The sequence below is a fragment of the Pseudomonas sp. Y3 TE3536 genome (assembly GCF_053629175.1).
This window is the reverse complement of record NZ_JBRJHU010000001.1, coordinates 1,252,201-1,273,887: the sequence shown is the minus strand read 5'-3', so window position 1 is coordinate 1,273,887 and position 21,687 is coordinate 1,252,201. Positions and strand designations below refer to the sequence as shown.

The 21,687-nt window shown below is 58.6% G+C and carries 15 protein-coding genes, 2 tRNA genes and 3 rRNA genes; 13 read left to right on the top strand and 7 right to left on the bottom strand.

The window, feature by feature from the left end:
• The first annotated feature begins 342 nt into the window (after positions 1 to 342).
• On the top strand, positions 343 to 1,056 hold the full coding sequence (locus tag AB7M33_RS05770; protein ID WP_274886874.1) for an ArsR/SmtB family transcription factor: 714 nt from the start codon (positions 343 to 345) through the stop codon (positions 1,054 to 1,056).
• A gap of 19 nt (positions 1,057 to 1,075) precedes the next feature.
• Here AB7M33_RS05770 and AB7M33_RS05765 read toward each other — a convergent pair whose 3' ends face one another.
• The 6 genes from AB7M33_RS05765 to AB7M33_RS05740 all read right to left on the bottom strand — a co-directional run bounded on the left by AB7M33_RS05765 (position 1,076) and on the right by AB7M33_RS05740 (position 6,922).
• The gene (locus tag AB7M33_RS05765; RefSeq protein ID WP_027594981.1) at positions 1,076 to 2,023 is read right to left on the bottom strand and encodes an adenosine deaminase; all 948 of its coding nucleotides are present in this window, start codon (positions 2,021 to 2,023) and stop codon (positions 1,076 to 1,078) included.
• An 83-nt stretch (positions 2,024 to 2,106) separates the two neighbouring features.
• Entirely contained in the window at positions 2,107 to 3,462 is a 1,356-nt protein-coding gene (locus AB7M33_RS05760; RefSeq protein ID WP_454242560.1) for an 8-oxoguanine deaminase, read from the bottom strand.
• A 120-nt stretch (positions 3,463 to 3,582) separates the two neighbouring features.
• Positions 3,583 to 4,269: an SDR family oxidoreductase gene (locus tag AB7M33_RS05755; protein WP_027594983.1), complete on the bottom strand. Its 687-nt coding sequence runs from the start codon at positions 4,267 to 4,269 to the stop codon at positions 3,583 to 3,585.
• A gap of 388 nt (positions 4,270 to 4,657) precedes the next feature.
• Entirely contained in the window at positions 4,658 to 5,242 is a 585-nt protein-coding gene (locus tag AB7M33_RS05750; protein ID WP_027594984.1) for an IMPACT family protein, read from the bottom strand.
• A 9-nt stretch (positions 5,243 to 5,251) separates the two neighbouring features.
• Positions 5,252 to 5,914 carry a TetR/AcrR family transcriptional regulator gene (locus tag AB7M33_RS05745; protein WP_027594985.1) on the bottom strand — a complete coding sequence of 221 codons (663 nt, stop codon included), beginning with the start codon at positions 5,912 to 5,914 and terminating at the stop codon, positions 5,252 to 5,254.
• 90 nt (positions 5,915 to 6,004) lie between these two features.
• A complete protein-coding gene (locus tag AB7M33_RS05740; RefSeq protein ID WP_099428266.1) occupies positions 6,005 to 6,922 on the bottom strand; it encodes a LysR family transcriptional regulator in 918 nt (305 codons plus the stop codon).
• A gap of 118 nt (positions 6,923 to 7,040) precedes the next feature.
• Here AB7M33_RS05740 and AB7M33_RS05735 point away from each other — a divergent pair, with 118 nt between their 5' ends.
• From AB7M33_RS05735 to AB7M33_RS05685, 11 genes are all read left to right on the top strand, one after another.
• Positions 7,041 to 8,387: an aspartate aminotransferase family protein gene (locus AB7M33_RS05735; protein WP_265969669.1), complete on the top strand. Its 1,347-nt coding sequence runs from the start codon at positions 7,041 to 7,043 to the stop codon at positions 8,385 to 8,387.
• A 73-nt stretch (positions 8,388 to 8,460) separates the two neighbouring features.
• Positions 8,461 to 9,954, top strand: a complete 1,494-nt coding sequence (locus AB7M33_RS05730; RefSeq protein ID WP_027594988.1) for a CoA-acylating methylmalonate-semialdehyde dehydrogenase — start codon at positions 8,461 to 8,463, stop codon at positions 9,952 to 9,954.
• A 144-nt stretch (positions 9,955 to 10,098) separates the two neighbouring features.
• The gene (locus AB7M33_RS05725; RefSeq protein ID WP_454242559.1) at positions 10,099 to 10,467 is read left to right on the top strand and encodes a hypothetical protein; all 369 of its coding nucleotides are present in this window, start codon (positions 10,099 to 10,101) and stop codon (positions 10,465 to 10,467) included.
• Positions 10,468 to 10,513: 46 nt separating this feature from the next.
• Positions 10,514 to 12,050, top strand: a 16S ribosomal RNA gene (locus tag AB7M33_RS05720).
• Positions 12,051 to 12,127: 77 nt separating this feature from the next.
• Positions 12,128 to 12,204, top strand: a tRNA-Ile gene (locus tag AB7M33_RS05715).
• Between the two features lie 6 nt (positions 12,205 to 12,210).
• Positions 12,211 to 12,286: transfer RNA gene (locus AB7M33_RS05710), tRNA-Ala, on the top strand.
• A 228-nt stretch (positions 12,287 to 12,514) separates the two neighbouring features.
• Positions 12,515 to 15,406: ribosomal RNA gene (locus AB7M33_RS05705) — 23S ribosomal RNA — on the top strand.
• Between the two features lie 128 nt (positions 15,407 to 15,534).
• Positions 15,535 to 15,650 (top strand): 5S ribosomal RNA (gene rrf / locus AB7M33_RS05700).
• Together the 16S, 23S and 5S rRNA genes with 2 tRNA genes alongside form the textbook arrangement of a ribosomal RNA operon.
• Before the next feature lie 163 nt (positions 15,651 to 15,813).
• On the top strand, positions 15,814 to 16,473 hold the full coding sequence (locus AB7M33_RS05695; RefSeq protein ID WP_027594582.1) for a paraquat-inducible protein A: 660 nt from the start codon (positions 15,814 to 15,816) through the stop codon (positions 16,471 to 16,473).
• On the top strand, positions 16,460 to 17,083 hold the full coding sequence (locus AB7M33_RS05690) for a paraquat-inducible protein A (protein WP_265970362.1): 624 nt from the start codon (positions 16,460 to 16,462) through the stop codon (positions 17,081 to 17,083). Before AB7M33_RS05695 ends, AB7M33_RS05690 begins: the two co-directional genes overlap by 14 nt.
• Positions 17,076 to 19,376 (top strand): PqiB family protein, encoded by a 2,301-nt coding sequence (locus AB7M33_RS05685; protein ID WP_027594580.1) that lies wholly within the window; start codon positions 17,076 to 17,078, stop codon positions 19,374 to 19,376. Before AB7M33_RS05690 ends, AB7M33_RS05685 begins: the two co-directional genes overlap by 8 nt.
• 206 nt (positions 19,377 to 19,582) lie before the next feature.
• On the opposite strand, the gene rpsT is transcribed toward AB7M33_RS05685, so the two are convergent.
• Complete coding sequence (gene rpsT / locus AB7M33_RS05680; protein WP_003247625.1) at positions 19,583 to 19,861, bottom strand: 30S ribosomal protein S20; 279 nt, start codon at positions 19,859 to 19,861, stop codon at positions 19,583 to 19,585.
• A 249-nt stretch (positions 19,862 to 20,110) separates the two neighbouring features.
• Here rpsT and murJ point away from each other — a divergent pair, with 249 nt between their 5' ends.
• On the top strand, positions 20,111 to 21,649 hold the full coding sequence (gene murJ / locus AB7M33_RS05675; protein WP_099428269.1) for a murein biosynthesis integral membrane protein MurJ: 1,539 nt from the start codon (positions 20,111 to 20,113) through the stop codon (positions 21,647 to 21,649).
• Positions 21,650 to 21,687: the final 38 nt, after the last annotated feature.

Genomic DNA, 21,687 nt, shown 5'->3' with positions numbered 1-21,687 from the left:
AAGCTGCTTGTCGGTCGCGTCCTAACTTGCGCAGGGCGAATAGTGCTCATGACCTGCCTCTGTCCCGCTGAGTGCTGGGGCACTGCTCAACTGCGGGGCATTGGGCGGGCTCACTGCACAGACACATCATCTCTCATGGGTAGGTATACCCAGTGGACTTCTGACAGGTGGGCTGAAGCGGCTAGCGCCCTGAGAGGGGGTTTCTGCGGCTTATACTGGCGACCAGCGCCGATGCCAGCGAGCAGGGTTTCCCTCTCAAGGCCGGCGACTGTCAGGCAGGCGATCCCAGTGCCAGGGTTGGCCATTGCATCCATATAAAAACGTGCAGGGAGTTACAGGGACATGAACGCAGTCAGCAGTATCAGCCAGATCGCCAGCCTGATGGCCGACCCCAAGCGCAGCGCCATGTTGTGGGCGCTGATTGACGGCACCCCACGGCTGGCGAACGAGCTCGCGATGATGACCGGGCTGACCTCGTCTTCAGCCTGCGCCCACCTCTCGTTGCTGTCTTCGGCGGGTTTGCTGCGGCATGAGGCGCGGGGCCGCAAACGCTACTTCCGCCTGGCCACGCCTCAGGTAGGGGCAGCGGTGGAAGCACTGGCCAGCGTGCAGTTGGGCAGCGCCAGAGACGACCAGCCCGAGGCGGCAGCCTTGCAGTTGCCGATGTCGATCCGCAGGGCGCGGCGCTGCGGTGACCACCTCGGCGGCGAGCTGGCCGGGGAGTTGTATCACCGTCTGGTGGTGGCGGGCTGGTTGGAGGGCACTGACCGGCAACTGGTGGTCAGTGAGCAAGGGCGGGCAGAGCTGGCGCGGGTCGGCGTCTACATAGATGCCTTGGCGCCGCACCAGCAACGGGGGTGTGTGATCTGCCGTTGCACTGACTGGAACAACCAGGGGCCACACTTGGGCGGCGTTCTGGGGCAGGCCTTGTTCAGGCTGTTTCTGCAGTCGGGTTGGATGCGCGAATCGGAGGACACGCGGGCTTTGCATATCTCGGCGCTGGGCATCCAGCAGATCAATCGCATTGCCCGCGTGCAGACGTTGCAGGTTGGGTAACCGCAACGCCAACGGCTGATCAGACCAGTCGCGCGTCCAGGCTGTTTTGCGCCAGGCGGCGCGCTTGGTCTTCGGTCATGCCCAGGTGGGTATGCAAGGCATGGAAGTTTTCGGTGACGTAGCCGCCGAAGTAGGCCGGGTCGTCAGAGTTGACGGTGACCTTCACCCCGCGCTCGAGCATGTCCAGGATGTTGTGCTGGCTCATGTGGTCGAACACGCAGAGCTTGGTGTTCGACAGCGGGCAGACGGTCAGTGGGATCTGCTCGTCGATGATGCGTTGCATCAGGCGCTCGTCTTCGATGGCGCGTACGCCGTGGTCGATACGCTTGATGTGCAGCAGGTCCAGGGCTTCCCAGATGTATTCAGGCGGGCCTTCTTCACCGGCGTGGGCAACGGCGACAAAGCCTTCGCTGCGGGCGCGGTCGAACACACGCTGGAACTTGCTCGGTGGGTGGCCCATTTCGGAGCTGTCCAAGCCTACGGCAATGAAGGCATCGCGGAACGGCAGTGCCTGGTCCAAGGTCTTGTGCGCTTCGTCTTCGCTGAGGTGGCGCAGGAAGCTCAGGATCAAGCCACTGCTGATGCCCAGTTGGTCCCGGCCATCCTTGAGCGCTTGGTTGATGCCGTTGAGCACCACCTCGAAGGGGATACCGCGGTCTGTGTGGGTTTGCGGGTCGAAGAAGGGTTCGGTGTGGATGACGTTCTGCGCCTTGCACCGTTGCAGGTAAGCCCAGGTCAGGTCGTAGAAGTCTTGCTCGGTACGCAAGACATCCGCGCCTTGGTAATAAAGGTCGAGAAATTCCTGCAGGTTGTTGAAGGCGTAGGCGCTTCGCAAGGTTTCGACATCGTCCCAAGGCAGGGCGATCTTGTTGCGCTCGGCCAGGGCAAACAGCAGCTCGGGCTCCAACGAACCCTCCAGGTGCAGGTGCAGTTCGGCCTTGGGCAGGGCGTTCAACCAGTCATACATAGTTGGTTATCTCGATCAGGTACGGTTGCCGCCATTCTACAGGGCCTGGCCAGGCATTGCGCCCGGCCAGGCCCTGTGTTGCCTCAACCGGCGATGAGCTGCGCGGCCGCCTGGCGGTGATCGGCGATCAGGCCCTGGATATCCAGGCCTTCGATTTGCCCATCGATGACCCGCCACTGGCCACCGACCATGACTCGGTCGGCGCGGTCGGCGCCGCACAGCAGCAGCGCCGACAGCGGGTCATGGCTGCCAGAGAAGCGCAGTTCGTCGAGCTTGAACAACGCCAGGTCGGCTTGCATGCCGACGGCCAGCTCGCCGATGTCCTGGCGCCCCAGCAGGCGCGCCGAGCCGCGGGTGGCCCAACCCAGGGCACGCTCTGGGGTGATCTGCTCGGCGCCATAGCGCAAGCGCTGCAGGTACAGCGCTTGGCGGGCTTCGAGGATCATGTTGGAGGCGTCGTTGGAGGCCGAACCGTCAACGCCCAGGCCCACGGGGGCACCGGCGGCTTCAAGGTCGACGGTTGGGCAGATGCCCGAGGCCAGGCGCATGTTCGAGCTCGGGCAGTGGCAAATACCGGTGCCGGCCGCGCCCAGACGGGCGATTTCGTCGCCATTGAAGTGGATGCCGTGAGCCAGCCAAGTGCGTGGGCCGAGCCAGCCGACGCTGTCCAGGTAGTCCACGGTGCGCAGGCCGAAACGCTGCAGGCAGAAGTCTTCCTCATCAAGGGTCTCTGCCAGGTGCGTGTGCAGCCGCACGTCCAGTTCCTCGGCCAGCGTGGCACTGGCCCGCATGATCTCCGGGGTGACCGAGAAGGGCGAGCAGGGTGCCAGGGCAATCTGGATCTGCGCACCTTCGCCGCGCTCGTGGTAGCTGTGGATAAGCCGCTGGCTGTCGGCCAGGATCACTTCACCCTGTTGCACCGTTTGCTGGGGTGGCAGGCCGCCGTCGTCTTCGCCAAGGCTCATGGAGCCGCGGGTCAGCATCGCGCGCATGCCCAGCTTGCGCACCACTTCGACTTGCACGTCGATGGCGTTGTCCAGGCCTTGCGGGAACAGGTAATGGTGATCGGCCGCAGTCGTGCAGCCCGACAGCAGCAGTTCAGCCAGTGCCACCTGGCTGGCCAGCGCCAGCTTCGCGGGGGTGAGGCGTGCCCATACCGGGTACAGCGTCTTCAGCCAGGGGAACAGCGGTTGGTTGACCACCGGTGCCCAGGCGCGGGTCAGCGTCTGGTAGAAGTGGTGATGGGTGTTGATCAGGCCGGGGGTTACCACATGTTCGCGGGCATCGAACACGTGGTCGCACGGTTGGCTGGGGCTTTCGCCAAGGGCCAGGAGTTGTGTGATGCGGCCGTCTTCGATGACCAGCCCGCCACGGGCGTCGGCGCCGTTGGCAGTGAAGATGGCAAGGGGGGATTTCAACCAGATACGGGTCGCAGGCATGGTGCCGGCTCCTCTGAAAGTGGGTTCAGGTTAGCCAGCTCAGTGTTGCCCTGTCTGCTGATCCAGGTCCGCCACGGGGGCGAGGCATCGAGTCTACTGCCTCGCCACGCGGCTTTCAATTCACCAGATCAGCGGCTCACCTTTGTAGTTGATGAAGCGCAGGCCGCCATTACCGCTTTGCGCCTTGATCTGTTCGAGCATGCCGCGGGTGCTGGTCAGCACGTCGATCTCGGCATTTTCGCCGCCCATGTCGGTCTTCACCCAGCCGGGGTGCATGGCCAGCACGCAGAGGCCGGGGCGCTGTTGTTCGACGACGAAGCTGTTGATCATCGAGTTCAGGGCCGCCTTGCTGGCTTTGTACAGGCAGACCTCACCGCCGTCCGGGATTGTCACGCTGCCCAGGATCGAGCTCATGAAGGCCAGCACGCCGCTGCCTTCTCGCACCTGGCCAACCAAGCGGCGGGCGACGCGGATGGGGGCCACGGCATTGGTCATGAACAGGTCGCCGATGTCCTGGTTGCGGACGCTTTCCAGGTCTTGTGGCAGGGGCCCCATGACGCCCGCGTTGACGAATACCAGGTCGAACACTTCGCCTTGCAGGCGTTGCTTCAAACCATCGAGCTGAGCGGTGTCATTCATCTCCAGCTGTTCGATGCGCACACCGGGAACGTTGGCCAGGGCGCCGGCCTTTTGCGGGTCACGCACAGTGGCGATGACGTTCCAGCCATCTTCTTGCAGGCGTTGCACCAGCCCCAGGCCAAGGCCGCGTGAGGCGCCGATGATGAGGGCCGTTCTTGAGTTAGCCATAGGAACATTCCTTTATCGGTATAGGAAAAAGTATTTGAGCATACTGCAGAGTCGCTAACTGTGCCTGCGCTGCAGCTGGTCAAAAAATGATCAATGGCGCCAGGCCGCTTGTAGACGGGCGCTTCGCCTGTTGGCTAACGGGTTATCCACAGGCTGTTCCACAGTTATTGTGTGCAAGCCGAGCGCAATGCCCAGTGCGTAACACTTCCAGGGTTTGGGGATAACTCTCGAGGTTTCAGCTATTTGCGACTGTCATCAAATAGTGATCAAAATATGATCAAAGCTCTGGGGGCCTTGAAACCAATGGGCTGCAAGAGAGTGCCCCAAGCTTATCCACAGGCAGGCCCACAGTTCTTGTGAGCAATGTTCAGCGCGTGCGAACAGTTATTCAGCGCGCTTCCAACAGGATGCGCCCACGGCTCAGGTCGGCCAGTTGCTGGCGCAAGGGGGCCAGGTGGGCTTCACCGACCGCGATGTGCAGGTCAACGCCATTGGCCGTGAACTGTTCATCCAGCACCAGGCCGTCGACGTCCGCCAGGCGCAGCTTTACCAAGGCCAGTTCGCTGAAGCTGCAACTGCAGGTGTATTCGCTGCGCTGCACCAGCACCCGCTTGGGCGCCTGTTGCAGGCATTTGTTGGCGCCACCGCCATAGGCCCTGGCCAGGCCACCGGTACCCAGCTGGATGCCGCCGTACCAGCGGATCACCAGCACCACCACCTGGTCGCAGTCTTGCGCTTCGATGGCGGCCAGAATAGGGCGCCCGGCGGTGCCGCCCGGTTCGCCGTCATCATTACTGCGGTATTGCCCGCCAAGCTTCCACGCCCAGCAGTTGTGGGTGGCCGCCAGGTCGCTGTGGCGTTCGATGAAGCTCATCGCCTCGGCAGCACTGGTGATTGGGCCGGCGAGGGTGATGAAGCGGCTTTTGCGGATTTCTTCACGAAACTCGCAGAGGTCGAGCAGGGTAGAAGGCATAAATGGCTGTCAGGCACTCGGCTTGATGCCGCACCCCTTGAGAATGATGTGGATAAGGTTGCTGCTCGCGTCTTCCATGTCTTGCTTGGTCAGGCGGCTGCGGCCGGTGACCTGGCAGATCTGCGTGGCGAAGTCGGCATAGTGCTGGGTGCTGCCCCAGAGCAGGAAAATGAGGTGCACCGGGTCGACCGGGTCCATCTTGCCTGCTTCGATCCAGGCCTGGAACACCGCAGCCCGGCCACGGAACCACTCGCGGTAGTCGGCGCTGAAGTACTCGTTCAGGCAATTGCCGCCGCTGATCACTTCCATGGCGAAAATGCGCGAGGCTTGCGGGTTGCGCCGCGAGAACTCCATCTTGGTCCGAATGTACTGGCTCAGTGCCTCGCCCGGGTCGTCCTCGACGCTCAAGGCGTTGAAGGTGCTGTCCCACAATTCGATGATGTTGCTGAGCACGGCAATGTACAGGCCCAGCTTGTTGGTGAAGTAATAATGCAGGTTGGCCTTGGGCAACCCTGCCTTCAGCGCGATGGTGTTCATGCTGGTGCCCTTGAAACCATGGCGGGCGAATTCATCTTCGGCGGCCTGGATGATGGCCTGTTCGTTTTTCTGGCGGATGCGGCCGGCGGGCTTGCCCGAGGCGGAGAGGCGATGCGCTGGGACTTCAAGGGTCATGGACGATTCCGTACGGGTCAGTGGCAGCGGCTGTCGGACAAGATTACCTGCCTACGCCGAAGTGACAAGCGTTTGCGTCAGAGACAGGCATCAGCGTGTCGCAGCCAGGCTATCCAGGAAGCTCTCGAGCACCAGGTTCGGCCGCCGCCCTTTGCGCGTCACCCAGCTCAGGCTCAAGTCATAGAAGCGCTGCCGGGGCTTGAGGGCACGCAGCCGGCCTTGCTGCACCCAGAAACTGGCGTAGTGGTCGGGCAGGTAGCCGATGTAGCGCCCCGTCAGGATGAGGAATGCCATGCCTTCGCGGTCCGACGCGCTGGCCGTGCAATGCAGCGCCTGGTAGTGGGCCTGGATATCGGCGGGCAAGCGGAAGGTGGGGGTGATGGCCTCTTGGCTGTTGAGCCGGTCGTCGTCTATCTGTTGGTCGTCGGCATAGAACAGCGGGTGGCCTACTGCGCAATAGAGCAGCGAACGCTCGCTATACAGCGGTTGGTATTCAAGGCCTGAAAGGGCGATGGTCTGCGGCACTACGCCGACATGCAGGCTGCCGTCGAGGACACCGTGCTCGACTTGGCTGGGCGCGATCATGCGGATGTTGATACGCACATCTGGGCCGCGGTCCTTGAGCTCGGCAAGCGCGTGGGTGATGCGCATGTGCGGCAAGGTCACCAGGTTGTCGGTCAGGCCGATGTTCAACTCACCACGCAAGTGCTGGTGCAGCCCGTTGACCTCAGTGCGGAAGCTTTCCAGGGCACTGAGCAACTGCAAGGCCGAATGGTAGACCTCGCGGCCTTCCTCGGTCAGTGAGAAACCGGCTCGGCCACGTTGGCACAGGCGCAGGCCGAGCCGTTGCTCCAGGTCGTTCATCTGTTGGCTGATGGCCGAGCGGCCGATCCCGAGCACGTTTTCGGCTGCCGAGAAGCCGCCGCACTCGACGACGCTGCGGTAGATCTTCAACAGGCGAATGTCAAAATCGCTGACTTGGGCGAGTGGGTCGGGGCGTCGGCTCATTAGTTTAGTGTTGCCCTATCTGAAGATTAGAAAAGCAGGCTTTTTCAGACTTTATCGCCGTGCCAATTTAGCCGCAACAAGATCCATCGTTGCCTAATCGTCTTTCGAGGAACCGCCGATGAACATGCCGGAAACCGCTCCCACCTCTATCGCCAGCCAGCTCAAGCTGGATGCCCACTGGATGCCTTATACCGCCAACCGCAATTTCCATCGCGACCCACGCCTGATCGTGGCGGCGGAAGGTAACTACCTTGTGGATGACAAGGGGCGCAGGATCTTCGACGCCCTGTCTGGCTTGTGGACCTGCGGCGCCGGGCATACCCGTAAGGAAATCACCGAGGCCGTAGCCCGTCAGGTCGGTACCCTGGATTACTCCCCGGCCTTCCAGTTCGGCCACCCGCTGTCGTTCCAGCTGGCTGAAAAGATCACCGCGCTGACCCCGGGCGATCTCAACCACGTCTTCTATACCAACTCCGGCTCCGAGTGCGCCGATACCGCGCTGAAGATGGTCCGTGCGTACTGGCGCCTGAAAGGCCAGGCGACCAAGACCAAGATCATCGGCCGTGCCCGTGGCTACCATGGCGTGAACATCGCCGGCACCAGCTTGGGTGGCGTGAACGGTAACCGCAAGATGTTCGGCCAGCTGCTGGACGTCGACCACCTGCCTCACACCGTGCTGCCGGTGAACGCGTTCTCCAAGGGCTTGCCAGCGGAGGGCGGCATTGCCCTGGCCGAGGAAATGCTCAAGCTGATCGAGCTGCATGACGCCTCGAACATCGCCGCGGTGATTGTCGAACCGCTGGCGGGCTCGGCGGGTGTTCTGCCGCCACCGAAGGGCTACCTCAAGCGCCTGCGCGAGATCTGCACCCAGCACAACATCCTGCTGATCTTCGACGAAGTGATCACCGGCTTCGGCCGTATGGGCGCGATGACCGGGGCTGAAGCCTTCGGCGTGACGCCAGACCTGATGTGCATCGCCAAGCAGGTCACCAACGGTGCCATCCCGATGGGTGCGGTCATTGCCAGCACCGAGATCTATCAAACCTTCATGAACCAGCCAACACCGGAATACGCGGTGGAGTTCCCTCACGGCTACACCTACTCGGCCCACCCAGTGGCCTGTGCCGCCGGCATTGCCGCACTGGACCTGCTGCAGAAGGAAAGCCTGGTGCAGGCTGCGGCCGAACTGTCGCCGCACTTCGAGAAACTGCTGCACGGGGTTAAAGGCACGAAGAACGTCGTCGATATCCGCAACTATGGCCTGGCCGGCGCGATCCAGATTGCTGCCCGCGACGGCGATGCGATCGTGCGCCCTTATGAAGTGGCGATGAAGTTGTGGAAGGCAGGCTTCTATGTGCGCTTCGGTGGCGACACCCTGCAGTTTGGCCCTACCTTCAATACCCAGCCGCAGGAACTGGACCGCCTGTTCGACGCGGTGGGCGAGACCCTGAACCAGATCGATTGATCGTTGCGATTTTGATGGCAAGCGCGTGAAGTGATCACGCGCTTGTGTCACCCCTCTTTATCTGGAGTTTTGCATGAGCATTGTTCAACACCTGATCAACGGCGAGCTGGTTACCAAGGGTGAGCGCACCGCCGATGTCTTCAACCCGTCCACTGGCCAGGCCGTACGCAAGGTCGAACTGGCCAGCCGTGCGACCGTTCAGGAAGCCATCGATTCGGCCAAGGCTGCCTTCCCGGCCTGGCGCAACACGCCGCCGGCCAAACGTGCCCAGGTGATGTTCCGCTTCAAGCAACTGCTGGAGCAGAACGAAGCCCGCATCTCGCAGATGATCAGCGAAGAGCATGGCAAGACCCTGGAAGACGCTGCAGGCGAGCTGAAGCGTGGTATCGAGAACGTCGAGTTCGCCTGTGCGGCACCTGAAGTGCTCAAGGGCGAGTACAGCCGTAACGTTGGCCCGAACATCGACGCCTGGTCCGACTTCCAGCCGCTGGGTGTGGTCGCCGGTATTACCCCGTTCAACTTCCCGGCCATGGTCCCGCTGTGGATGTACCCGCTGGCCATTGCCTGCGGTAACGCCTTTATCCTGAAACCGTCCGAGCGTGACCCGAGCTCGACCTTGTACATTGCCCAACTGCTGCTGGAAGCCGGCCTGCCTAAAGGCATCCTTAACGTGGTGCATGGCGACAAGGAAGCTGTGGACGCGCTGATCGAGGCTCCGGAAGTGAAAGCGCTGAGCTTTGTCGGCTCTACCCCGATTGCTGAGTACATCTACGCCGAGGGCACTAAGCGCGGCAAACGCGTACAGGCGCTGGGCGGTGCGAAGAACCATGCCGTGCTGATGCCCGATGCCGACCTGGACAACGCTGTCAGCGCGCTGATGGGTGCAGCTTATGGTTCGTGCGGTGAGCGCTGCATGGCGATTTCGGTGGCGGTGTGCGTGGGTGACCAGGTTGCCGATGCACTGATCGCCAAGCTGGAGCCGCAGATCAAGGCGCTGAAGATTGGTGCCGGTACTTCGTGTGGCCTGGACATGGGCCCGCTGGTTACCGCTGCTGCCCGCGACAAGGTGGTTGGCTACATCGACGACGGTGTGGCTGCTGGCGCTAAGCTGGTGGTGGATGGCCGTGGCTTGCGCGTTGCAGGTAATGAAGATGGCTACTTCGTGGGTGGCACCCTGTTCGACAAGGTGACCCCGCAGATGCGCATCTATAAAGAAGAGATCTTCGGCCCCGTGCTGTGCGTGGTCCGGGTTAACAGCCTGGAGCAGGCCATGCAGCTGATCAACGATCACGAATATGGCAACGGCACCTGCATCTTTACCCGTGACGGCGAGGCGGCGCGCCTGTTCTGTGACGAGATCGAAGTGGGCATGGTCGGTGTGAACGTGCCGTTGCCGGTGCCGGTGGCGTACCACAGCTTCGGCGGTTGGAAGCGTTCGCTGTTCGGCGACCTGCATGCTTATGGCCCGGATGGGGTGCGTTTCTATACCCGTCGCAAGGCGATCACCCAGCGCTGGCCGCAGCGGGCCAGCCATGAGGCATCGCAGTTTGCGTTCCCTAGCCTTTAAAGCATGAACAAAAGCGGGGAGGCCGGAAGGCCTCCCCGCTTTGTTTTTCAGCTTTATTAAGGTTTCTTGGAATTAAAGGTTGACGGGGTTTCGAATCCCCTTATAATGCGCCCCACTTCCAGCGTGATTGGAACGAGAAACTCCTTGAGTATCAACGAGTTAATCGATTCAGGTAGTGTTGAAAGGGCTTCGATCGAAAGATCGTCAGCGGTTGAAAAGGTGGTTGACAGCGCTTCTAAACGCTGTATGATTCGCCTCCCGCTACGAGAGATCGCAGCGAGTCAAGTGTTTGAAGCTAAACGAGTTTCTCGCGAAAAACTTCAAAATAAACGCTTGACAGCAAATGAGGAAAGCGTAGAATGCGCGCCTCGGTTGAGACGAAAAGCTCTTAACCAAACGCTCTTTAACAAATTGAATCAAGCAATTCGTGTGGGTGCTTGTGAGTACGGACTGATAGTCACAAAGATTATCAGCATCACAAGTGACCATGCGAGAAATCACATAGTCATTTGAGATTGCTGAGCCAAGTTTAGGGTTTCTTAAAAACCCAAGCAGTATTGAACTGAAGAGTTTGATCATGGCTCAGATTGAACGCTGGCGGCAGGCCTAACACATGCAAGTCGAGCGGATGAGAAGAGCTTGCTCTTCGATTCAGCGGCGGACGGGTGAGTAATGCCTAGGAATCTGCCTGGTAGTGGGGGACAACGTTTCGAAAGGAACGCTAATACCGCATACGTCCTACGGGAGAAAGCAGGGGACCTTCGGGCCTTGCGCTATCAGATGAGCCTAGGTCGGATTAGCTAGTTGGTGGGGTAATGGCTCACCAAGGCGACGATCCGTAACTGGTCTGAGAGGATGATCAGTCACACTGGAACTGAGACACGGTCCAGACTCCTACGGGAGGCAGCAGTGGGGAATATTGGACAATGGGCGAAAGCCTGATCCAGCCATGCCGCGTGTGTGAAGAAGGTCTTCGGATTGTAAAGCACTTTAAGTTGGGAGGAAGGGCAGTAAGCGAATACCTTGCTGTTTTGACGTTACCGACAGAATAAGCACCGGCTAACTCTGTGCCAGCAGCCGCGGTAATACAGAGGGTGCAAGCGTTAATCGGAATTACTGGGCGTAAAGCGCGCGTAGGTGGTTTGTTAAGTTGGATGTGAAAGCCCCGGGCTCAACCTGGGAACTGCATCCAAAACTGGCAAGCTAGAGTACGGTAGAGGGTGGTGGAATTTCCTGTGTAGCGGTGAAATGCGTAGATATAGGAAGGAACACCAGTGGCGAAGGCGACCACCTGGACTGATACTGACACTGAGGTGCGAAAGCGTGGGGAGCAAACAGGATTAGATACCCTGGTAGTCCACGCCGTAAACGATGTCAACTAGCCGTTGGAATCCTTGAGATTTTAGTGGCGCAGCTAACGCATTAAGTTGACCGCCTGGGGAGTACGGCCGCAAGGTTAAAACTCAAATGAATTGACGGGGGCCCGCACAAGCGGTGGAGCATGTGGTTTAATTCGAAGCAACGCGAAGAACCTTACCAGGCCTTGACATGCAGAGAACTTTCTAGAGATAGATTGGTGCCTTCGGGAACTCTGACACAGGTGCTGCATGGCTGTCGTCAGCTCGTGTCGTGAGATGTTGGGTTAAGTCCCGTAACGAGCGCAACCCTTGTCCTTAGTTACCAGCACGTTATGGTGGGCACTCTAAGGAGACTGCCGGTGACAAACCGGAGGAAGGTGGGGATGACGTCAAGTCATCATGGCCCTTACGGCCTGGGCTACACACGTGCTACAATGGTCGGTACAGAGGGTTGCCAAGCCGCGAGGTGGAGCTAATCTCACAAAACCGATCGTAGTCCGGATCGCAGTCTGCAACTCGACTGCGTGAAGTCGGAATCGCTAGTAATCGCGAATCAGAATGTCGCGGTGAATACGTTCCCGGGCCTTGTACACACCGCCCGTCACACCATGGGAGTGGGTTGCACCAGAAGTAGCTAGTCTAACCTTCGGGAGGACGGTTACCACGGTGTGATTCATGACTGGGGTGAAGTCGTAACAAGGTAGCCGTAGGGGAACCTGCGGCTGGATCACCTCCTTAATCGACGACATCAGCCTGCTGATGAGCTCCCACACGAATTGCTTGATTCATTGTCGAAGACGATCAAGACCCTATATAGGTCTGTAGCTCAGTTGGTTAGAGCGCACCCCTGATAAGGGTGAGGTCGGCAGTTCAAATCTGCCCAGACCTACCAGTATTTGGGGCCATAGCTCAGCTGGGAGAGCGCCTGCCTTGCACGCAGGAGGTCAGCGGTTCGATCCCGCTTGGCTCCACCACTCTTGCAGTACTTGATCAAATTCAGAAATGAGCATTCGCCTCGAATGTTGATTTCTGACTTTTGTCAGATCGTTCTTTAAAAATTCGGATATGTGATAGAAATAGACTGAACACTACTTTCACTGGTAGTGGATCAGGCTAAGGTAAAATTTGTGGGCTCGAAAGAGCAAAACGAATTTTCGGCGAATGTCGTCTTCACAGTATAACCAGATTGCTTGGGGTTATATGGTCAAGTGAAGAAGCGCATACGGTGGATGCCTTGGCAGTCAGAGGCGATGAAAGACGTGGTAGCCTGCGATAAGCTTTGGGGAGTCGGCAAACAGACTGTGATCCAGAGATCTCTGAATGGGGGAACCCACTCAGCATAAGCTGAGTATCTTGTACTGAATACATAGGTGCAAGAGGCGAACCAGGGGAACTGAAACATCTAAGTACCCTGAGGAAAAGAAATCAACCGAGATTCCCTTAGTAGTGGCGAGCGAACGGGGACCAGCCCTTAAGTTGGTTTGAGATTAGTGGAACGCTCTGGAAAGTGCGGCCATAGTGGGTGATAGCCCCGTACACGAAAATCTCTTATCAATGAAATCGAGTAGGACGGAGCACGAGAAACTTTGTCTGAATATGGGGGGACCATCCTCCAAGGCTAAATACTACTGACTGACCGATAGTGAACTAGTACCGTGAGGGAAAGGCGAAAAGAACCCCGGAGAGGGGAGTGAAATAGATCCTGAAACCGTATGCGTACAAGCAGTGGGAGCCTACTTGTTAGGTGACTGCGTACCTTTTGTATAATGGGTCAGCGACTTATATTCAGTGGCGAGCTTAACCGAATAGGGGAGGCGTAGCGAAAGCGAGTCTTAATAGGGCGTTTAGTCGCTGGGTATAGACCCGAAACCGGGCGATCTATCCATGGGCAGGTTGAAGGTTAGGTAACACTGACTGGAGGACCGAACCGACTACCGTTGAAAAGTTAGCGGATGACCTGTGGATCGGAGTGAAAGGCTAATCAAGCTCGGAGATAGCTGGTTCTCCTCGAAAGCTATTTAGGTAGCGCCTCATGTATCACTGTAGGGGGTAGAGCACTGTTTCGGCTAGGGGGTCATCCCGACTTACCAAACCGATGCAAACTCCGAATACCTACAAGTGCCGAGCATGGGAGACACACGGCGGGTGCTAACGTCCGTCGTGAAAAGGGAAACAACCCAGACCGTCAGCTAAGGTCCCAAAGTCATGGTTAAGTGGGAAACGATGTGGGAAGGCTTAGACAGCTAGGAGGTTGGCTTAGAAGCAGCCACCCTTTAAAGAAAGCGTAATAGCTCACTAGTCGAGTCGGCCTGCGCGGAAGATGTAACGGGGCTCAAACCATGCACCGAAGCTACGGGTATCACCTTTTGGTGATGCGGTAGAGGAGCGTTCTGTAAGCCTGTGAAGGTGAGTTGAGAAGCTTGCTGGAGGTATCAGAAGTGCGAATGCTGACATGAGTAACGACAATGGGAGTGAAAAACTCCCACGCCGAAAGACCAAGGTTTCCTGCGCAACGTTAATCGACGCAGGGTTAGTCGGTCCCTAAGGCGAGGCTGAAAAGCGTAGTCGATGGAAAACAGGTTAATATTCCTGTACTTCCAGTTATTGCGATGGAGGGACGGAGAAGGCTAGGCCAGCTTGGCGTTGGTTGTCCAAGTTTAAGGTGGTAGGCTGAGATCTTAGGCAAATCCGGGATCTTAAGGCCGAGAGCTGATGACGAGTTGCCTTTAGGCGACGAAGTGGTTGATGCCATGCTTCCAAGAAAAGCTCCTAAGCTTCAGATAACTGGGAACCGTACCCCAAACCGACACAGGTGGTTAGGTAGAGAATACCAAGGCGCTTGAGAGAACTCGGGTGAAGGAACTAGGCAAAATGGCACCGTAACTTCGGGAGAAGGTGCGCCGGCGAGGGTTAAGGACTTGCTCCGTAAGCCCATGCCGGTCGAAGATACCAGGCCGCTGCGACTGTTTATTAAAAACACAGCACTCTGCAAACACGAAAGTGGACGTATAGGGTGTGACGCCTGCCCGGTGCCGGAAGGTTAATTGATGGGGTTAGCGCAAGCGAAGCTCTTGATCGAAGCCCCGGTAAACGGCGGCCGTAACTATAACGGTCCTAAGGTAGCGAAATTCCTTGTCGGGTAAGTTCCGACCTGCACGAATGGCGTAACGATGGCGGCGCTGTCTCCACCCGAGACTCAGTGAAATTGAAATCGCTGTGAAGATGCAGTGTATCCGCGGCTAGACGGAAAGACCCCGTGAACCTTTACTATAGCTTTGCACTGGACTTTGAATTTGCTTGTGTAGGATAGGTGGGAGGCTTTGAAGTGGGGACGCCAGTTCTCATGGAGCCATCCTTGAAATACCACCCTGGCAACTTTGAGGTTCTAACTCAGGTCCGTTATCCGGATCGAGGACAGTGTATGGTGGGTAGTTTGACTGGGGCGGTCTCCTCCCAAAGAGTAACGGAGGAGTACGAAGGTGCGCTCAGACCGGTCGGAAATCGGTCGTAGAGTATAAAGGCAAAAGCGCGCTTGACTGCGAGACAAACACGTCGAGCAGGTACGAAAGTAGGTCTTAGTGATCCGGTGGTTCTGTATGGAAGGGCCATCGCTCAACGGATAAAAGGTACTCCGGGGATAACAGGCTGATACCGCCCAAGAGTTCATATCGACGGCGGTGTTTGGCACCTCGATGTCGGCTCATCACATCCTGGGGCTGAAGCCGGTCCCAAGGGTATGGCTGTTCGCCATTTAAAGTGGTACGCGAGCTGGGTTTAGAACGTCGTGAGACAGTTCGGTCCCTATCTGCCGTGGACGTTTGAGATTTGAGAGGGGCTGCTCCTAGTACGAGAGGACCGGAGTGGACGAACCTCTGGTGTTCCGGTTGTCACGCCAGTGGCATTGCCGGGTAGCTATGTTCGGAAGAGATAACCGCTGAAAGCATCTAAGCGGGAAACTTGCCTCAAGATGAGATCTCACTGGGATCTTGAATCCCCTAAAGGGCCGTCGAAGACTACGACGTTGATAGGTTGGGTGTGTAAGCGCTGTGAGGCGTTGAGCTAACCAATACTAATTGCCCGTGAGGCTTGACCATATAACACCCAAGCAATTTGCTAACGCGAATTGCGGTGGTGAAGACGAAAGACCCGAAAGTTCGTAACCACAAAATCGCATATCCGAATTCGCTGGGCTGTCCATCTGGACATTCTGGCTACAGAATTTCTTGACGACCATAGAGCATTGGAACCACCTGATCCCATCCCGAACTCAGTAGTGAAACGATGCATCGCCGATGGTAGTGTGGGGTTTCCCCATGTGAGAGTAGGTCATCGTCAAGATTCATTTCGCAAAACCCCTATCTGCGCGAGCAGGTAGGGGTTTTGTCTTTTCCGGGCTTCAGCACCGACTGGCACCTGCAGTTGCACACCGGTCAATAGTCGCCTCCCACATTTTGAGCCAGATCACTAGAATAGAGCCCACGCATCCATTCAGAAGCTCGATATGCCCAACCCTGTCGAACCCGAAGCACTGGCCCAATTGCCGCTGGACGAACTCGTTGCTTGCCACGAATGCGACCTGTTGATGCGCAAACCCGTGCTGCAGCATGACGAAAAGGCCCAATGCCCGCGCTGCGGCTATGAGCTTTACGCCCACCGGCACAACGTGGTCAACCGTAGCCTAGCCCTGGTGCTCACCGCCCTCTTGCTGTTCGTGCCGGCTAATTTCCTGCCGATCATGCAGCTGCACCTGCTTGGCCAGACGTCCGACGATACGGTGTGGAGTGGCGTCTTAGGCCTCTACAACTCCGAAATGCGTGGCGTGGCCGTCGTGGTTTTCCTGTGCAGCATGGCCATTCCCCTGGCAAAACTGCTGTGCCAGTTGGCGGTGCTGCTGAGCATTCGCCTGGATGTAGGGCGCAGCTATGGCTTGTTGTGCTATCGCATCTATCACCATCTGCGCGACTGGGGCATGCTCGAGGTCTACTTCATGGGCGTGCTGGTTGCGATCGTCAAACTGGTGGACCTGGCCGAGTTGACCATCGGGTTGGGCCTATTCTGCTTCATCAGTTTGTTATTGATTCAGGTGTGGCTTGAAGTGGTGATGTCACCGCATCAGATCTGGAGTGCGCTTTCCGGGGAGGATCTCCATGCGGGCGATTGATGCAGGCATCCTTGTCTGCAATGAGTGTCACGAACTGAACAGGCAGGAGGCCGACAGCGCCTCGCAGACATGCACGCGCTGTGGCGCCATCGTGCATGACCGTCGACCCAACAGCATCGTGCGTACCTGGGCGCTGTTGATTGCGGCTTCCATTCTGTACATCCCTGCCAATCTGTTGCCGATCATGACCGTCAGCACGCTCGGCCAGGGCAGCCCCGATACCATCATGTCGGGCGTCATCACCCTGCTCAAGCACGGCATGGTGCCCATTGCGGCGGTGGTCTTCATTGCCAGTATCCTGGTGCCCACCTTCAAGCTGGTGGGCATCGGCTTGCTGTTGTACTCCGTTCAACGCCGACAGCCGCTTTCTGCGCGCCAGCGGATCCTGATGTACCGCTTCATCGAATTCATTGGGCGCTGGTCCATGCTCGATATTTTCGTCATCGCCATTCTGGTGGCGGTAGTGAATTTCGGCCGAATAGCCAGTGTCGAAGCCAACCTGGGTGCTGTCGCCTTTGCCACTGTGGTGATCCTGACGATGCTCGCTGCTTTAACTTTCGATCCCCGACTGATTTGGGATAACACGGAGTCGGATGACGACCATGAGTGACCTGCCTACGGCAAAAACCCGCCCAGCCTCGAACTGGTCGGCCATCTGGATTCTGCCGCTGATTGCGTTGATGATCGGCGGCTGGTTGGCATGGCAGGCGTATCGGGATGCGGGTGTAGAAATCGAAGTTCGTTTCACCACCGGTGAAGGGATCGTCGCCAACAAGACCGAAGTTATCTACAAGGGCATGCCGGTCGGTAAGGTGACGTCCCTGGTGCTGGACGCCAAGGGTGACAACCAGGGGGTGATCGCCACCATTGAGATGAACAAGGCGGCAGAACCACACCTGACAACCGGTACGCGCTTCTGGCTGGTCAAGCCAAGCGTCAGCCTGGCGGGTATTTCCGGCCTGGAAACCTTGGTCTCGGGTAACTACATCGCCGTCAGCCCTGGCGAAGGGGAGAAGGCCAAGCGCTTTACCGCCTTGTCCACGGCGCCGCCCTTGTCCGACAGTGAGCCCGGCTTGCACCTGACGCTCAAGGCCGATCGATTGGGGTCGCTCAACCGCGACAGCCCGGTCTTCTACAAGCAGATTCAGGTCGGCCGGGTGAAGAGCTACCGGCTTTCCGATGATCAGGATACGGTCGAGGTCAAGGTATTCATCCAGCCTGCCTACGCCAGCCTGGTGCGCAAACACACGCGTTTCTGGAATGCCAGCGGCATCAGTATCGATGCCAGCCTGTCGGGCGTGAAGGTGCGCAGCGAGTCGCTCTCAAGCATCGTCGCCGGCGGTATTGCTTTCGCGACACCGGAATACCGCAAGGACAGCCCGCCAACCGACCCCAGCCTGCCGTTCCGCCTGTACGAAGACTTCGATGCTGCCCAGGCCGGCATCCGCATCAAGGTCAAGCTGAGTGACTACGAAGGCCTGCAGGCTGGCCGCACGCCGGTGATGTACAAAGGCATACAGGTCGGCTCGCTGAAAGCGCTGAAGATGGAGGATAATCTCGGCAGCGCCATGGCCGAGCTCACCCTCGACCCGCTGACCGAGGACTACCTGGTCGAAGGGACGCAGTTCTGGGTGGTCAAACCGTCCATCTCGCTGGCGGGCATCACAGGCCTGGAGGCTTTGGTAAAAGGTAACTACATTGCCATTCGCCCCGGCGAGAAGGGCGCCAAGCCGCTGCGTGAGTTCGAAGCTCGGCCCAAGGCGCCGCCGCTGGACCTCAAGGCACCGGGCCTGCACATGGTGCTGTTCGCCGATACCCTGGGTTCGTTGGAAGTCGGTAGCCCGGTGATGTATCGCCAGGTGAAAGTGGGTAGCGTGCAGAGCTACCAGTTCGCCCGCAACAGCAACCGCATCCTGATCGGTGTGCACATCGAGAAGGAGTACGAGAAGCTGGTCAACGGCTCGTCGCGCTTCTGGAATGTCAGTGGTATTACCCTGACCGGTGGGTTGTCGGGCATCAAGATCAAAAGTGAATCACTGCAAACCCTGATGGCTGGCGGTATCGCCTTCGACACGCCAAGGCCTGATGTGGCGCTCAAGCGTCATATTCCACGCTTCCGCCTGCATGACAGCGAGGAGGCGGTCAATCGTGCGGGTACCTTGATCACCATTCGTGTCGACCGTGCCGATGGCTTGAAGCCAGGCACGCCGATCCGCTTCCGTGGCCTGGACGTTGGCAGTATCGAAAGCGTCGACCTGACCGCAGACTTGCAGGCGGTGCTGTTGCGGGCACGCATTACCGAAGCGGCGGAGCGTATTGCCCGGGTCGGCACCCAGTTCTGGGTGGTCAAGCCTGCGCTGGGCCTGGTGCGTACTGAAAACCTGGACACCTTGATTGGTGGGCAATACCTGGAAGTGCAGCCGGCGGCCAAAGACAGAGGCACGCAGCGTGATTTCATTGCCCTGGCAGATGCCCCAGAGGTAGCTGGCCCTGAGGTCGGCTTGCCGTTGACGCTCAGTGCACCGCGGCGTGGCTCGATCAAGCCGGGTGTGCCGGTGACCTACCGTGAAGTTGCAGTCGGCAAGGTGACAGGCTTCGAGCTGGGCCAGAGCGCCGACCGCGTGCTGATCCATATCCTTATCGAGCCGCGCTATGCCGCATTGGTGCGCAGCGGCAGCCGCTTCTGGAACAGCAGTGGCTTTGGCTTCGATTGGGGGCTGTTGAAGGGCGCTACGGTGCGTACCGAGTCGCTGGAGACACTGATCGATGGCGGTATTGCCTTTGCCACCCCGGATGGTGAGCAGATGGGCAACCCGGCGCGGCCGCAACAAACCTTTGCCCTGTTCGACAAGGCAGAGGATCAATGGCTGCAGTGGGCGCCGAAGATCCAGATAGCCAAGTGATGCATGCCAGGGCCGCCTAATGCGGCCCTAGCTTTGTGTAGGAGCAGCCTTGTGCTGCGAAGAGGCCGGTGCAGGCACCCTTGATGTCAGGTGCTTACACCCGCCTCTTCGCAGCACAAGGCTGCTCCTACACAAAGCCCATGCAATTAAAAATCGCAGGCAACAAAAAACCGACCCTAGGGTCGGTTTTTTGACAAGCATGTCGCTTAGGCAGCTGCAGCTTCTTTCAGCGCCTTGATGTGGCCATTCAGACGGCCTTTGTGGCGAGCAGCTTTGTTCTTGTGGATGATGCCTTTATCGGCCATACGGTCGATTACAGGCACAGCCAGAACGTAAGCGGCTTGCGCTTTTTCAGCGTCTTTTGCGTCGATGGCTTTAACTACATTCTTGATGTAGGTGCGGACCATGGAACGCAGGCTGGCGTTGTGGCTGCGACGCTTCTCAGCCTGTTTTGCACGTTTCTTGGCGGAAGGTGTGTTGGCCACCGTCGAGCTCCTCGAAAGACTTTAGGTAAATAGCAAACAAAATAGGCCGCGAATCATGCCGATCAGTCGAACGGATGTCAAGGCCACCTGCAAGGTTCCGCCGAGCGGTGCGCCAACAAGAGGGAAAGATTCCTTTCTGCTGCGCGACCTGTAAACTCGGGAATTTTTGGCTCCCCTGCGAAGGCGCGGGAGTATCGCACATTCGAACGCTGTCTGCAGCGTCCTCTGTCTCTGACGTGAATCTTTTCGATGAATCTGCTCAAATCCCTGGCCGCTGTCAGCTCAATCACCATGATTTCCAGGGTGTTGGGCTTTGTGCGCGACACCATCCTGGCGCGTGTATTTGGTGCCGGCATCGCCACTGATGCCTTTTTCATCGCGTTCAAGCTGCCCAACCTGCTGCGGCGGATTTTTGCCGAGGGGGCGTTTTCGCAAGCGTTCGTGCCGATTCTGGCCGAATACAAGACCCAGCAGGGCGAGGAGGCGACCCGTACCTTTATTGCGTATGTCAGCGGCCTGCTGACCCTGGTCCTGGCCCTGGTCACGGCCGTTGGCATCCTCGCAGCACCCTGGGTGGTGTGGGCGACAGCGCCTGGGTTCGTCGACAGCGCCGAAAAGTACGCGCTTACCACCGACCTGTTGCGGGTGACCTTTCCTTATATATTGCTGATTTCGCTGTCGTCGCTGGCGGGGGCGATCCTCAATACCTGGAACCGATTCTCGGTCCCGGCGTTTACCCCGACCCTGCTGAACGTGGCGATGATCTTCTTCGCCGTGGTGCTCACGCCGTATTTCGACCCGCCAATCATGGCGTTGGCCTGGGGTGTACTGGCAGGCGGCCTGGCGCAACTGCTGTACCAGCTGCCGGCACTGAAGAAGATCGGCATGCTCGTACTGCCACGCCTGAACCTGCGCGACACCGGTGTATGGCGCGTGCTCAAGCAGATGCTGCCGGCAATCCTCGGCGTTTCGGTCAGCCAGATATCGCTGATCATCAACACCATCTTCGCCTCGTTCCTGGTAGCCGGCTCGGTGTCGTGGATGTATTACGCCGATCGCCTGATGGAGCTGCCGTCCGGCGTGCTCGGCGTGGCCCTGGGCACCATCCTGCTGCCGACGTTGGCCAAGACCTACGCCAACAAGGACCGCGAAGAATACTCGCGCATCCTCGACTGGGGCCTGCGCCTGTGCTTCCTGCTGGTGTTGCCTTGCACACTGGCCATGGCCATTCTCGCCGAGCCGCTGACTGTGGCGCTGTTCCAGTACGGCAAGTTCAGCGCGTTCGATGCGGCCATGACCCAGCGTGCGTTGATGGCCTATTCTGTGGGCCTGTTGGCGATCATTCTGGTCAAGGTACTGGCACCAGGCTTCTATGCGCAGCAGAATATCCGGACACCCGTGAAGATCGCGGTGTTCACGCTGGTCTGCACTCAGCTGTTGAACCTGGTCCTGGTTGGCCCGCTTGCGCATGCTGGCCTGGCCCTGGCGATCAGCCTGGGTGCCTGCCTCAATGCTGGCCTGCTGTTCTGGAAGCTGCGCAGCCAAGGGCTGTTCGAGCCGCAAGCGGGCTGGGCACGCTTTCTGTTCAAGCTGGTATTGGCAGTTACATTGATGTCGGCGGTTTTGCTGGCGGGCATGCACGTCATGCCGGCCTGGGAGCAGGGCGGCATGCTCGAGCGCTTCGTGCGTCTCGGGGCGCTGATCCTGGCGGGCATCGTGACGTATTTCGGCTGCCTGTACCTGTGCGGCTTCCGGCCTCGGCATTTTGCCCGCAAGGCCCTGCACTGAGGCCTAGCGCACGTCAGGCGTCGGTTTTTCGCATTCCA